Consider the following 14304-nt stretch of genomic DNA (forward strand, 5'->3'; position numbering starts at 1 on the left):
TGCACCCATGGCAATAGTTACCCTCACATCAGACATAGGGCATCAAGATTACTTGGTCGGGGCTATCAAGGGTAAACTGCTATCAGTAGATCCGGGTTTTAATCTGGTAGATATTTCGCATGAAATTGCTCCGTTTAACTATCCGCAGGCGGCATATATTACCAGAAATGCCATAAAGCATTTCCCTGCTTACTCGTTTCACTTAATCTTTATCAATCTGTTCGAGCAAAAACCCGAACAATTATTGCTATGTTATCACAATAACCAATATTTTATCTGTGCCGATAACGGCCTCCTGAATATGATTCTGGAAGATCGCCCCGAAATGGTCATCGGCCTTCCTTTAAACCTTTTCGAAAACAGAAACACGCTTTATATCGCCGAAATAATGGGTCAAGCTGTTCATCAATTACACAAAGGTGCCAGTATACTTGATATTGGTCAACCTGATGTGAATTACCTCGAAAAAAATCACCTTCGCCCGTTGTTAGGCGAAAACTGGATAGAAGGTCATATTATTTATATTGACAATTTCGAAAACGTCATTGTCAATATCACCCGCGAACAATTCGAAAGTCAACGAAAAAACAGAAGTTTCCGTATAGTTTTCGTTCGAAATGAAGTTATTACTACCATCAGCGAAACTTATGCTGATGTAATGGAAGGTGAAAAATTAGCCCTCTTCAATGCTGCCGGTTACCTCGAAATTGCCATGAATAAAGGCAATGCTGCCGGATTACTTGGTTTACAAGGGTTCTCGGAAAAGTCGTTAAGTAGTCAAAATCGGCTTTTTTATCAAACAGTAAGAGTGCATTTTGAATAATTTATCCTTATTTACCTTAATTTTAATGCTTTAGTCTATGAATTAGCACTTTGCTTTATTAACATTGTGCTCTGAATATTATATTTGCTGAGTTTTTAAAAAAATAGCGTATATGAACTTTAACCGAGTGAATAATATTGTCGGATGGCTGGTATTTCTGATAGCGACTGCCACTTACGTTCTAACAATGGAACGAACGGGTAGTTTCTGGGATTGTGGCGAGTTTATCTCAACTGCCTTTAAATTACAAATTCCTCACCCACCCGGCGCACCATTATTCGTTTTATTAGGTCGTTTCTTTATCATTTTATTCGGAGCTGACCCAATGAACGCAGCACTTGCAGTAAACTTCATGAACGCCCTGGCTTCTGGCTTTACTATTTTATTTCTTTTCTGGTCTATTACTCACTTTGCCCGTAAAATCGTTGCACCGGGAGCGAATACCTTTAATTTTGGTCAACTTTTTTCCATTCAGGCTGCCGGTGTAGTAGGTGCGCTCGCCTATGCATGGAGCGACTCTTTCTGGTATAGTGCTGTTGAAGGTGAGGTATATGCCCTTTCTTCATTGTTCACAGCGCTGGTATTCTGGGCAATTCTGAAATGGGAACATGCCGCTGATAAAGAAACTAACCCGATCGGTAAGTTCGGCGTGGCCGATAAATGGCTCATTCTGATCTTCTATCTGGTAGGTTTATCTATCGGTATCCACTTATTAAACCTTTTGACCATTCCGGCCATCGTAATGGTTTATTACTTCAAAAGATATCCGATCACTACTAAAAATACCATTATTGCCTTTTTGGTAGGATGTGTACTAACCGGTTTAACACAGGTTGTATTTATTCAATGGAGTATTCAGGGTGCCGGCTCTTTTGATATATTCTTCGTAAATACGCTCGGATTACCATTCTTCAGTGGTTTCGGATTTTATTTCGTTTTCCTGTTTGTATTTATTTTGTTAGGATTAAGATTCACAGACAAAAGCATTCAGAAATTTTCTGGTTTCGCCACCTGGCTAACCGTCTTACTACTGATGTTCTGCTTTCCGTTTATCAAGTCTGGCGGAAGCTTCGTTCTTTTTGCTATCGCTACAGGAGTGCTGTTGTTCTTCCTGAGCACCCATAAAAGAAAAATATTTAATTTCTTACAAATTGGTATCTGGTCTACTTTCTTCGTGATTCTCGGAACCACTACCTATTTTACTACATTAATCCGTTCAAATGCAAATCCTTCAGTGGATATGTATAACGTTGATAATCCAGTCAGCCTGATCGGATATTTAACCCGTGAACAATACGGTGACTGGCCGATTTTATACGGACCTGACTATAATTACCGTCCGAATTTCGTTGACGCCGGTGATCAGTACATTAAAGGCGAAGACAAATACATTGTTTCTGGTAAAAAAAGAAAAGTAGATTATTCTGCCAAACCGAGCCAGGAAGAAATTCAATACATTATTCAACAAAACCCAGGCTGGGATCCGAGCAAAATCGGACCACATATATTCCCGAGAATGTATGATGCCGGCACCGAACGCCAGCAGGATTACGTTTATCGCGTATTCGGAAATATCCCTCCGGGAGGCCAGCCTAAGTTTTCCAATAACATTTACTACTTCTTCAACTATCAGCTGAACTGGATGTACGGAAGATATTTCTTCTGGAACTTCGCCGGCCGCCAGAACGATTTACAAGGTTTTGGAAACAGCAGAGACGGTAACTGGATTACCGGTATAAAACCTGTAGATAATCTGTTCGGAAAAGATGGCGATGATATATTACCAAGTACCGCCGGAAAAGACAACAAAGCCAATAATAAATTTTACGCAATTCCTTTTATTCTGGGCTTAATTGGCTTCTTCTTCCAATTAAGAAAAAACAAACAAGACTGGCTGGTAGCTACACTACTATTCTTCTTTACCGGTATTGCTATTGTTGTTTATCTGAACCAGGCCGGATTTCAACCGAGAGAACGTGACTACGCATTCGTAGGATCATTCTATGCCTTTGCTATCTGGATCGGTTTATCAGTATTGTGGATTCAGGAAAGACTACAAAAATTCATTCCTTCAGGTAATACGGCTAAATTTGTTGCAGCCGCTGCAGCACTCTTAGCAGCTCCGGTATTAATGGTATCTCAAACCTGGGATGATCACGACAGAGGAGAAAAATACCTCGCCAGAGATTTAGGTAAAAGCTACCTCGAATCAACTGCTGAAAATGCATTATTATTAACCTTCGGTGATAATGATACCTATCCGCTTTGGTTTACACAGGAAGTAGAAGGCGTTAGAAAAGATTTACGTGTGATTAACTACAGCTTATTAGGCACAGACTGGTATATCAATCAGCTTCGTTATAAACTGAATGAAAGCGCACCATTTGATGTTATTTTCACTGAAAATCAGATTGCAGGTAACAAACGTGACGTAGTATTTACCGTTCAGGGATTACAACGCTATGGTTATGGTGTTCCGCCTTCAGCTTATGCTTATCAGAATGGAGAATATCATGATCTGTACACTTTACTAAAAGACTTTGTTGGTAAAGATGATCCAAACCTGATGGCCAGCAGAAGAGGTGATGCAGAAAAAGTACATTTCTTACCTACTACTAAAGTGAGAATTCCTGTTGACATTGAAAAAGTAAAACAAGAATACAAACTGGAAGAAGGTGACAGCCTGGTGAACTACATAGAAATCGACCTGAACAAATCGTTGATTCTTAAAAATGATTTAGCCGTATTAGCGGTGATCGCAGCTAATAAATGGGAAAGACCGATTTACTTTACCTCTGAGCAGGAATTGAGAGAATTAGGTTTAACCGATTATGTAAGAACAGAAGGTTTAACCTATCGCCTGGTTCCTTACAAAACAAAATCCGGTGTAGGTTTAGATGCCGCTTATAATAATATCATGAACCACATGTATTATGGTAATGCAAAAACCAAAGGAGTTTATTTCGATGAAGAAAACCGTCGCCACATCAACTCTATGCGCCAGACACATGCGATCGTAGCCAATCATCTGGTAGATGCAGGTGAAAGTGGAAAAGCTAAAGAAGTACTCAATAAATATGATCAGAACGTAGATCAGGAAAATGTTCCTTACGGTATGACCTCTAACAGAGGTAACTTCCATAACAGAATTACTTTACAATTCTTATATGCTGCTTACCGTTCAGGCGACAAAGCCCTTGCTGAAAAAGTGGGCGCTTCATTACAAAAAGACCTGAATGAACAAATGGCCTACTACGCAGCTTTAGGTAATAATAAACTAACCGGCGAACAATTAGCGATGCAGGCAAATGTATTGCTGAACGGACGCTTATCAGGCTTAAACCGCCGTCAGGAAGCATTTGCACAAGACATCTTATCTACCTTCCAGTTATTAATGAATCTTGAACAATTAAAACAGGATTTCGGAGATGACCAGAAAATAGAAAATAATATTCCGCTTCAATAAAGAATAAACAAAAAGGCTGACCATTTATGGTCAGCTTTTTTGTTAGCTCTCGTACCTACAATACTTTGCAAGCAAGAATGCTTTAACGTAGTTATTACATGATTTAAATTACTTTTCGAAGAGATATCACGATATAAGTCACCGGATACAATCCGGCGCGAGAGATAGTCTGGCGCTGCTTTGCAAGCAGTGACATTATACAAAATTCATCTTTCCCTTCGACAAAACCGATTTCGTTATACCTGCTGATTATAGAATTTAATACTTCTCGAAAAAATATCGATATAACGCACCGGATACAATCCGGCGCGAGAGATTTACTGGCGCTGCTTTGCAAGCAGTGACATTATACAAAATTTATCTTTCCCTTTGACCAAACCCCTTTTCTTTATACCTGCCTATTATATAATAGGATACTTTTCAGAATGATCATGATATAACGCACCGGATACAATCCGGCGCGAGAGATTTACTGGCGCTGCTTTGCAAGCAGTGACATTATACAAAATTCACCTCACGCTCCAGCTCTATACCAAACTTCTGTTTGATATCCTTCATAATCTCTTTTGAAAAATTCAGTATTTCGTTTCCGTCAGCTCCGTCATAATTTACTATTACCAATGCCTGTTTTTCATGTACGCCCACTTTGCCTTTACGTAAACCTTTCCAACCGGCTTTTTCAATCAACCAGCCGGCAGGTATTTTCACCCATTCGGTATCTACTGAATAATGTGGTATTTCAGGATACCGCGCATGCAATTTTGTGAACACTTCTACGCCAACTATCGGATTTTTGAAAAAACTGCCGCAGTTCGGCAACTCTTTAGGATCAGGTAGCTTACTCGCTCTGATAGCAGCAACTACAGCAGCTACATCCTGAATACGAGGTTCATGAATATTTCTTTCGAATAACATTTTTTGAACGTCACCATAAGAAACCTTTATTGTATGGTCGCTGGTTGTTAGTAAAAACTCTACCGCAACAATTATATACTTGTCTTTTGCTACATTTTTGAAAATACTTTCCCGGTAACCGAAATGACAATCTTCATTGGTAATCCAATCAAAACCACCTGTCGTTAAATCGAATACTTTTACTCTTTGAATGGTATCTTTTACCTCCACTCCGTAGGCACCGATGTTTTGCATAGGAGCAGCGCCTACTTTACCGGGGATGCTGATCAGATTTTCTACACCGCCGTAATTGTTATTCAGGCAATATTCCACAAAGTGTTGCCAGGTAACCCCTGCTGCCACCTGCAGTAAAACTTTTTTTTCTTTATGTACAACTTCAATACCTTGTATTTCCATCAATAAAACCAATTGATCCGGCGAAGCCGTTATCACAAGATTACTTCCACCGCCAATTACCAGAGCCTGCTGCAATTCATGCCGGTAAACCTTCCATAATTGTTCTATATCTGCCTCCGACAAAACCTTTACCGCTTTACGTGCCTGAACATCTACCTGCATCGTAAGGTATTCTTTCAACGATATATTTTTTAAGAATTGCATGATTTAATATTTATCTACATCTGGAATGATCACGACCGATTTTAATTCTTTTTCCTGATGAATCATCGCAACCTGCTGTTGAATCAGGTGTTTACATTCATTCAATAACCTTGCATCCCTTGGAATCTTCACCATCATTTCCATCAGGTACTGATTGCGGATTCTGCTGACTACCGGTGCAGACGGGCCTATAATGTATTTGCCAAATAAAGGATGCAGTGCCCGCGCCATCAGGTTAGCGGCTTTGTCTACAATTTCTTTTTGTTTGTGTTTGAAAGTTATATTGATCACTCTTGAGAAAGGCGGGTAACCAAAAGCATTTCTCATCTGCATTTCAAAATCATAAAATGCCAGGTACTGATGACTCTGTACAAATTGCAGTACCGGATGGTGTACCTGTGCTACCTGTACCAATACCAGTCCTTTACCATCACGCCTGCCTGCCCGGCCACTCACCTGTTCCATTAATTGAAAAGCCCGTTCATTTACTCTGAAATCAACAAAAGTAAGTAAACTGTCGGCATCCAGAATGCCCACCAGATTCACATTTTCAAAATCCAACCCTTTCACTACCATCTGTGTGCCTACCAGAATATCAATTTCTTTATTCTCAAATTGAAATATCAGCTGGTCATGGGCAGACTTCCCTCTGACACTGTCTACATCCATCCGTGCAATTTTGGCATCGGGAAACAAAGTAGCCAGATGTTCTTCGATTTTTTCTGTTCCGAACGAACGTTTGAGAAAGTGATGTGATCCACAGGCACTGCACTCATGAATAGGCGCATAAACAGTTCCGCAGTAATGGCAATGCAGTTTATGTGTAATTTTATGGAAAGTAAGCGAAACATCGCAATGTTTGCATTTAGGTATCCAACCGCATTGCTGGCAAATCTGATAAGGATTATAGCCTCTTCTGTTTTGAAAAAGAATAATTTGTTTTTGATTCGTCAACGACAAATGCATTGCCTCTTCCAGAGCAGGTGTAATAATCACTTTTTCATGATCGGGTTGTGCTATTTTTTTGGTGTCTACTATTTGTATCACCGGCATTTCAACTCCTCCAAAACGTTCTAACAAACTTACCAGGCCATACTTGCCTTGCTGACCGTTATAATAACTTTCTACCGAAGGAGTAGCACTCCCGAGCAGAACTTTTGCATTAAACAAACCGGCTAAGAAAATAGCCGAATCACGTGCATTATATCTGGGTGCCGGATCCTGTTGTTTATAAGAAGAATCGTGCTCTTCATCAACAACAATCAATCCGATATTATTAAAAGGCAGAAACAAAGCTGACCTTGCCCCTACCACCACTTTCAGTTTACCCTGTTTGATTTTTTTCCATATCTCCACCCGTTCGTTTTGTGAAAACTTAGAGTGATAAATACCAATATGTCCGCCAAAATGTTTTTGTAAACGGCGAATCACCTGCGAGGTTAATGCTATTTCGGGTAACAGGTACAACACCTGTTTGCCCTCACGGATATATTGCTCAATCAGTTTAATGTATAGTAAGGTTTTTCCACTTGCGGTGACGCCATGCAGCAAACAAACATCTTTAATAGCAAAATTGCTCAGTAACTGCTCATAGGCATCATTCTGTGCCTGGGTGAGGTCTGTATCAACATTAATATCTTCGGCCAGGTATTGTATACGGTCGATCACCTGTTTTTCTACTGTTAAAATTCCTTTTTGCACTAATCCCTTCAACTGTGCATCAGAAGCATTGCTTTTTTTCAATAAGTCAGACTTCCGTACTATTCCTTCCGTTTGCTCAAGGTGCAGGTAACTCAATAATAATTCTAACTGTTTTTCTGCTCTTTGCAGCTTGGGATCTTCATTCAGTAGTTTACTAAGTGATTCTTCATTACGGTATACCGGAGATAATTTTACAAAAGAAACTTTCTTAGGTGTAAAGGTTTCTTTCAAAGCTTCCCAAACCGTACATACTCTTTTTTCGATCAGTCTTTTTACAACCGGATAGATATGATTGGTTTCGAGAATCTGCTGTACTTCGGTAATCTTTAATTCTTTGCGGAGCAATAAGGCTTCAGCTACCAGATATTCATCATGATCAAGTGCCTGAAAATCTTCGCCGAACTCTTCATTGTAAACAAGAATTGTTTCACTGCTGAGTTTAAAATGTGCAGGAAGTGCCGCAGCCATTACTTCTCCTTCTGAACACATATAGTACCGGGCAATCCATTCCCATAACTTCAATTGTTCGGCGTTTACAATTGGAGCATCATCCAAAACATTAATAATATCTTTGGTATCATACGCTTCCGGTGCAGAAGAATGAATTGCTTTAACAATACCGGCGTATTTTTTATTTTTACCCAGTACTACTTCTACCCTTACACCCACTTGAACTTTGTCCTGCAATGTATCAGGTACCGACCAGGTGTAGTTTTTGGGTAACGCTAAAGGAATGATTATTTCGGCAAATAATTTCTCAAACATATTCTGGCACAAGTTATCTATTATTCTTGATCCAACCGGCATTCCATTGAATTAATGCGGTTTCCATTTTTTCAGCAACAACGGTTTTGAGTTGTGGAAGATCGGCAAGTGTTAAACCGGCTACAGGTATAGGTTCTAAAAAAACAGTTCTGCTTCTGCCCGGTAGTAAGGAAAAGATAGAACTATAATGCATCAACTTAAAACTGTCAAGAATCAATACCGGCTTAATGGGCGTTTGCGTTTCAATAGCCAGTCTGAATGCGCCGTCATAGAACCTGATTAAAGGTTGGTCAGACTGATTAAAAGTTCCTTCCGGAAAAATGAAGATGGAAACGCCTCTATGGATGAATTCTTTTAATTTTAAGATGCTCTTTGCGCGGTCGCGGGTATTACTTCTGTTCACCGTCACAATTGCATTTTTATAGATATACCCGAATATAGGTACTTTGGTCATCTCTGCCTTGCCCAATACCCTGATCGGTTGTTGAATCGATTTTACCAGAATCGGAATATCCAGATAAGAAATGTGATTGGCTACAAAGATGAATTGTTCTTTTTTATTATGAGGCGCTGCATAAATATTGCGATGGCGGATGCCGATCATAAACATCCAGACATCAGCCCATACACGGCAGGCATTGTATACAAAGTTTCCACTTTTAAACCCGTCGCCGGGTAATGCTCCGATAATTGCTACCGGAAATACCAATAGCATGAGAATGATAAAAATAATCAGTGCATAAAGCGTATAAATCAGTCGAAAAGGCCACAAAAGTAGTTTCATATCCAATTTTTCAAACACAAAAAACCTGTCTGTACAATTAATATACGATTTTTTTTGATTAATTACAAGCACATTCCCAGTCAGTTACCAGATCAATTACAGTTACCACCACCAACCCTTTGGGAGAATCGGCAAAAACAATTCTAACTTTTTGATTGTCAGAGGTGGTTCCCTCGAGTGCATATTTAGGATCAGGCTTATTTTGGGGCTCACTTTTGCTCCAGTTGATTGTTCCTTTCTGCAGAATTTCCCTGATTTCTCTTTCATCTATTTTACGGCAATCCATTCTGCACGCTGCATGTTTTGAGATGATCAGTTTATCAGGAGTTCTGTTAAACGGGTCATTCGATGAAGTGATTTCGTGCTGTTCGGTATTATTTTCACTGCCGGGCGTCTTATTTAACAGTTTCCAGCTATAAACCGACATGATCACGGCTATCACTAACATAATGACTCTCAATGTACTCTTCATTTCAACCTTTTCTTTGCAAAATAGTTATTTATAGTAATTTCCCGATAACAATTATCTTTGCAAATCCATGAGTACAAAGAAATCGGTAGCCTTTCATACATTAGGTTGCAAGTTGAATTTTTCGGAGACATCTACGATCTCCAGATTATTAGAGCAGGAAGGCTATGAAAAGAAGCCTTTTGAGGACGTTGCGGATGTGTACGTCATTAATACTTGTTCGGTAACTGATAATGCCGATAAGGAATGTCGTCAGCTGGTACGTCGTATTCAGCGTAAGTCACCCGGCAGTATGGTAGTGATTACAGGTTGCTACGCACAGCTGAAACCTAAGGAAATAGCAGAAATCCCCGGTGTTGACCTCGTATTGGGTGCTGCGGAGAAATTTAATATTGTTCAACATCTATCTTCCTTAACCAAGGGCGATGATACTAAAATATGTTCCTGTGATATTGAAACCGTTACCGGCTTCAATTCTTCCTATTCTGTAAATGACCGTACCAGAACATTTTTGAAAGTACAGGACGGATGTGATTACAGCTGTTCATTCTGTACGATTCCGATGGCCAGAGGCAAATCGAGAAGTGATTCTGTTGAAAACGTTATCAAACAAGCCCAAACCCTTATTTCGAATGGGGTGAAAGAAATTGTATTAACAGGTGTTAACCTGGGCGATTTCGGAAAAGGGCCCGATGGTGATAAAAAGAGTCAGGAATCTTTCTATGAGCTGGTAAAAGCATTAGATACGGAAGCTTCAGGGGTGAGATACAGGATCTCTTCTATTGAGCCGAACCTCTTATCAAATGAAATTATTGAATGGGTGGCACAGAGCAAAAACTTTATGCCTCATTTCCATATTCCATTGCAAAGCGGCAGCAACAAGATATTGGCCATGATGCGTAGAAGATATAAAAGAGAATTATACGCTGACAGGGTGGTTAATATTAAAAAGTTAATGCCTGACTGCTGTATCGGAGTGGATGTAATTGTAGGATTTCCGGGAGAAACAGCAGAAGACTTTAAAGATACTTTTGATTTTCTGCATAGCCTCGATATTAGTTATCTGCACGTTTTCACCTACTCTGAAAGAGACCAGACGAAAGCATTGGAGATTGCAGAAGTTGTTCCGATGAATGTTCGCCATGAACGCAACAAAACACTGCGGAACCTGTCGTATATGAAACAGCAATTCTTCCAGAATCAACACATCGGTTCCAGTAGAAAAGTATTGTTCGAAGGCCATGTGAAAAACGGTATGATGGAAGGATATTCAGACAACTATATCAAAATAGTAGCTCCTCAAAAAACAGAATGGGTCAATCAGGTGGTTGACTGGACGATATAAAATAGCCTCCGACTTTGTTCGGGGGCTTTTTCTTGACTATTCATTGTTCATTCTGCACTGATAGAATTACTCGCAGATACTACCAATAACACCCTTTAAAAGCATGTTTTCAACCACACAAATAGCGCAGACCTGATCTGTAAAATATCCTTTCAACTCTTCACCATTAATTGTTAATTATTAATTCCTGATATCCCTTCGCCTAAGTCAATTACTTAAGTATTTACCTCAGTATGTTAACAAAAAGCATTGATCTTCAAAAATTAATGAACGAAAACCCTGAAAAGCGCGTTAAATGATCTATATTTAATAAGTAGAAATCAGCCCAATGTTCGAAGCATTTAATCCCGTTCATATTTTAGTCATTGAAGACAGAATAGAAGACTTTATCCTATTCAAAGACAAACTTCACAACGCGAATATTCCTATTCAGGAAATTCATCATGAGTTCTATTTAGAGAAGGGATTGGAAGCGCTTAAACAAAAAGAGTTTGACCTTATTTTTCTGGACTTATCCTTACCTGATAGTTTCGGTGTAGAGACGATCGAAAAAATCAGTAAACTCGCCAAACATTCTTCAATAATTGTATTGTCGGGTAGTACCGACAGTGTCTTAGCCATTAAAACGATCAAACATGGTGCGCAGGATTACCTGATTAAAGATGAGTTTGATGAGTTTGTACTCTCCAAAACCATCCGGTATAGTATAGAGCGTAAAAAGATTCTCCGGAATGTTGAAGAAAACCACGACCGGTATCAATCTATTTTAAAACTCACCAGTGATACTATCTGGGATTGGGATTTACGAACCAATGAGTTTGTATGGAATGAAGGACTTTCCACCGTATTTAAATATCCGCAATTCAGAGATAATTTCCACTTTGACTGGTTCATAGAGCAAATCAATATTAAAGACAGAAAACGTGTATTGGAATTGATTGCTTCTAAAAAAGAAGAATGTGAAATGCATTGGGAGGATGAATTTCATTTTACCAATGCCAATGGCGAAGATGTGTTGGTGTATGCGCGTGGATATATACTGATGGACGAAGATGACCCCTATCGCATGTTGTGCATTATGATGGATATTTCTGAGCGCAGGAAGTTACAGCAGGAATTACTGAATCACCAGCTAAAGACGCAACAGTTAATTACAAAAACCGTGATAGAAACGCAGGAATCGGAGCGAAAAAAACTCGGATTGGAGTTACATGATAATATCAATCAGATACTCGCTACTGCTAAACTTTGGTTAGATATAGTGATGAATGAAGACGAGTTCAGAGAAGATTATCTGAAGAAAAGTTTTGTAAACATAGATAAAGCAATAGAAGAAATCAGAAAGCTCAGTAAGAGTCTGGTACCACCTTCATTAGGTGATATTGGTTTAGAAGAAGCGCTCAAAGAACTATTAAGTTATGTTCACTCCAGTGTTACTTCGTTTCACCTCGAATACAATCCGGATACTATTAACACACTCAGAAATGAATTGAATCTGGTGCTGTATCGCATCATTCAGGAACAGGTACAAAATATACTGAAGCACGCGAATGCTTCCGATGCATATATCAAAATAGCCATAAAAGGCGATATGCTCGAATTAATTGTACAAGACAATGGGGTCGGATTCTGTTTGAAAGAAAAATCGAACGGACTAGGATTAATGAGTATTAACAGCAGAGTTCAAATGGCAAATGGAAGTTTCCAGATTGATACAGCTCCCAATGAAGGTTGCTTAATGAAAATAGAAATTCCTATTACAAAAAGCTAAGGGAATAAACCGGGAAGTTTTTCCATTACTGCTTCAACAGACAATGGCTTGTGAAAAATCTCAGATACAAACACGTTCGTACGTGCTCTTAATACATCATTTGGGTTAACAGAGGCTGTTAACATAACGATTTTCAGTTTTTCTTTGTTCTCTAAATCCAGCTCTGCATAGGCATTTAGAAAATCCCAACCATTCATGGCGGGCATATTAATATCCAGAAATACCAGATCTGGTAAATCATCGGGGCGAGACGAATTCAGGTCCTTCAAATAATCAATGGCTTTGTCGGCCCTTGTCATCGTTTCAATTTCTTCAGCTACTTCAGCCTGTTTAATTATAATCCGATGTAAGTAATTCGAGGACTCGTCATCATCAATCAATAATATTCGTTTCAGTTTATTTTTCATATACTAGGTTCAAAAAGGGTCAACCGGGTACCGATATTTATATATGATTACCTTTCATTACTAGTCTTTCCAAGGATAAATAATGGTTAAATATACAACTAAACAATAAAAGAGTAGTCAAAAATTGAGGTAAAAATCACGGAAAACTAAAAGTTTTTCATGATCTACGAACTCAATTACTACTTATGTAGTATAAGTACATCTACTTAATAACGCTAAATGTATATAATTATTGAGAGATACTGAAAAAATCGTAAAATAAATTAGGTGTTAAATTCGATGGTAGCACCGATTCCCCTGTCGATAATTTGCTCGCACATTGGCTTTAGCTCATTATAAGAGCCGTGTTTTACGGCATAACTGCCATTAAAGTGGATAAATAAAGTACATTGGGCGGCTTGTTCCGGAGTATGTCCACAGACTTCTATCAGCGTTTCAATAACATGTTCGAAGGTATTGACTTCATCATTCCATACAACAAGGTCGCATTGCTCGTCCGATTCAGTGAGCACGTCTACCTCTACTTTGTGTTTGGGACGCAAAGGGAAATTCATAAAGTCAATTTCATTATTAACAATCACAGCACAAATATAAAACCTATATGCAGACATCAAAAAGATTTAGCTGTTTGATTTTCATTAAAATTCAGATTTAAATAAATCAGAAGCCGATTATATATAAGTACTTATAAAATTTATAATTTATTACACTATTATTAGCGATTCAGAAAACTAACCGTATTTTACTGAAAACCAGCAAAATTTCTACCGCCTATTCAATGTTTAATCATTTACTGCCGGTACTTTTATATTAACTAATAACAATCTATGAAAACGCTTACCATAGAAGGAAAGAACATACATGACATTGCTTCTTTTTACGAAGAAATCAATCGTGTATTCATGTTCAATGAAGACTGGCAGATAGGTCAAAGCCTGGATGCATTCAATGATTTACTGCACGGAGGCTTTGGAGAAGTACCATTGAACAAGCCTGTTCAGCTGGTATGGAAAGATATTGCTATCAGCAAAGAGGCATTGGGCTATAATGCAACAAAAGCCTATTACCTGAACAAACTACAACCGGGCAGTTCATTTAACCAGGAATACTTCAAACAAAAATTAGCTCAATTAGAAAATGGCGAAGGACAAACATACTTTGACATTGTGAAAGAAATCATTGACGAACATATTCGAATACAGTTAACCGGTATATAATACAGAACCGTATTCCATCATTGTTTAGTTAAATTATCAAT

11 protein-coding genes are annotated in these 14304 nt (G+C 38.7%); 5 read left to right on the forward strand and 6 right to left on the reverse strand.

Annotated elements, in window-relative coordinates; genetic code table 11:
* Positions 1-7: 7 nt before the first annotated feature.
* Positions 8-823, forward strand: coding sequence for an SAM hydrolase/SAM-dependent halogenase family protein (locus tag D9O48_RS04105; protein ID WP_126970920.1), 816 nt, complete (start codon positions 8-10; stop codon positions 821-823).
* 112 nt (positions 824-935) lie between these two features.
* Positions 936-4289 (forward strand): glycosyltransferase family 117 protein, encoded by a 3354-nt coding sequence (locus D9O48_RS04110; protein WP_126970922.1) that lies wholly within the window; start codon positions 936-938, stop codon positions 4287-4289.
* A gap of 498 nt (positions 4290-4787) precedes the next feature.
* Here D9O48_RS04110 and murB read toward each other — a convergent pair whose 3' ends face one another.
* Genes murB through D9O48_RS04130 form a run of 4 tightly spaced genes read right to left on the reverse strand, consistent with a single transcriptional unit; the run spans position 4788 to position 9526 of the window.
* Complete coding sequence (murB, locus tag D9O48_RS04115; RefSeq protein WP_126970924.1) at positions 4788-5804, reverse strand: UDP-N-acetylmuramate dehydrogenase; 1017 nt, start codon at positions 5802-5804, stop codon at positions 4788-4790.
* 3 nt (positions 5805-5807) lie between these two features.
* Entirely contained in the window at positions 5808-8270 is a 2463-nt protein-coding gene (gene priA, locus D9O48_RS04120; RefSeq protein ID WP_233589181.1) for a replication restart helicase PriA, read from the reverse strand.
* Positions 8271-8283: 13 nt separating this feature from the next.
* Complete coding sequence (locus tag D9O48_RS04125) at positions 8284-9054, reverse strand: lysophospholipid acyltransferase family protein (protein ID WP_126970928.1); 771 nt, start codon at positions 9052-9054, stop codon at positions 8284-8286.
* A gap of 58 nt (positions 9055-9112) precedes the next feature.
* Entirely contained in the window at positions 9113-9526 is a 414-nt protein-coding gene (locus D9O48_RS04130; RefSeq protein WP_126970930.1) for a DUF4258 domain-containing protein, read from the reverse strand.
* Between the two features lie 67 nt (positions 9527-9593).
* Between D9O48_RS04130 and mtaB the strand changes: the two genes are divergently transcribed.
* Positions 9594-10868 carry a tRNA (N(6)-L-threonylcarbamoyladenosine(37)-C(2))-methylthiotransferase MtaB gene (gene mtaB, locus D9O48_RS04135; RefSeq protein WP_126970932.1) on the forward strand — a complete coding sequence of 425 codons (1275 nt, stop codon included), beginning with the start codon at positions 9594-9596 and terminating at the stop codon, positions 10866-10868.
* A gap of 328 nt (positions 10869-11196) precedes the next feature.
* Positions 11197-12639 carry a hybrid sensor histidine kinase/response regulator gene (locus D9O48_RS04140; RefSeq protein WP_126970934.1) on the forward strand — a complete coding sequence of 481 codons (1443 nt, stop codon included), beginning with the start codon at positions 11197-11199 and terminating at the stop codon, positions 12637-12639.
* On the opposite strand, the gene D9O48_RS04145 is transcribed toward D9O48_RS04140, so the two are convergent.
* Positions 12636-13046, reverse strand: a complete 411-nt coding sequence (locus D9O48_RS04145) for a response regulator (RefSeq protein ID WP_126970936.1) — start codon at positions 13044-13046, stop codon at positions 12636-12638. The two genes, D9O48_RS04140 and D9O48_RS04145, sit on opposite strands and share 4 nt — an antisense overlap.
* A gap of 263 nt (positions 13047-13309) precedes the next feature.
* A complete protein-coding gene (locus tag D9O48_RS04150) occupies positions 13310-13600 on the reverse strand; it encodes an ATP-dependent Clp protease adaptor ClpS (RefSeq protein WP_126970938.1) in 291 nt (96 codons plus the stop codon).
* Between the two features lie 273 nt (positions 13601-13873).
* Between D9O48_RS04150 and D9O48_RS04155 the strand changes: the two genes are divergently transcribed.
* The gene (locus D9O48_RS04155; protein WP_126970940.1) at positions 13874-14263 is read left to right on the forward strand and encodes a barstar family protein; all 390 of its coding nucleotides are present in this window, start codon (positions 13874-13876) and stop codon (positions 14261-14263) included.
* Positions 14264-14304 lie beyond the last annotated feature (41 nt).

The sequence above is a fragment of the Gynurincola endophyticus genome (assembly GCF_003991195.1).
In the GTDB taxonomy this organism is placed as follows: domain Bacteria; phylum Bacteroidota; class Bacteroidia; order Chitinophagales; family Chitinophagaceae; genus Gynurincola; species Gynurincola endophyticus.

Excerpts from the sequence above, each read along its gene's own strand:
- priA (WP_233589181.1), bottom strand. The coding sequence starts at position 8,270 with ATGTTTGAGAAATTATTTGCCGAAATAATCATTCCTTTAGCGTTACCC.
- murB (WP_126970924.1), bottom strand. The coding sequence starts at position 5,804 with ATGCAATTCTTAAAAAATATATCGTTGAAAGAATACCTTACGATGCAG.
- mtaB (WP_126970932.1), top strand. The coding sequence starts at position 9,594 with ATGAGTACAAAGAAATCGGTAGCCTTTCATACATTAGGTTGCAAGTTG.
- D9O48_RS04105 (WP_126970920.1), top strand. The coding sequence starts at position 8 with ATGGCAATAGTTACCCTCACATCAGACATAGGGCATCAAGATTACTTG.
- D9O48_RS04155 (WP_126970940.1), top strand. The coding sequence starts at position 13,874 with ATGAAAACGCTTACCATAGAAGGAAAGAACATACATGACATTGCTTCT.
- D9O48_RS04150 (WP_126970938.1), bottom strand. The coding sequence starts at position 13,600 with ATGAATTTCCCTTTGCGTCCCAAACACAAAGTAGAGGTAGACGTGCTC.
- D9O48_RS04125 (WP_126970928.1), bottom strand. The coding sequence starts at position 9,054 with ATGAAACTACTTTTGTGGCCTTTTCGACTGATTTATACGCTTTATGCA.
- D9O48_RS04110 (WP_126970922.1), top strand. The coding sequence starts at position 936 with ATGAACTTTAACCGAGTGAATAATATTGTCGGATGGCTGGTATTTCTG.
- D9O48_RS04145 (WP_126970936.1), bottom strand. The coding sequence starts at position 13,046 with ATGAAAAATAAACTGAAACGAATATTATTGATTGATGATGACGAGTCC.
- D9O48_RS04140 (WP_126970934.1), top strand. The coding sequence starts at position 11,197 with ATGTTCGAAGCATTTAATCCCGTTCATATTTTAGTCATTGAAGACAGA.
- D9O48_RS04130 (WP_126970930.1), bottom strand. The coding sequence starts at position 9,526 with ATGAAGAGTACATTGAGAGTCATTATGTTAGTGATAGCCGTGATCATG.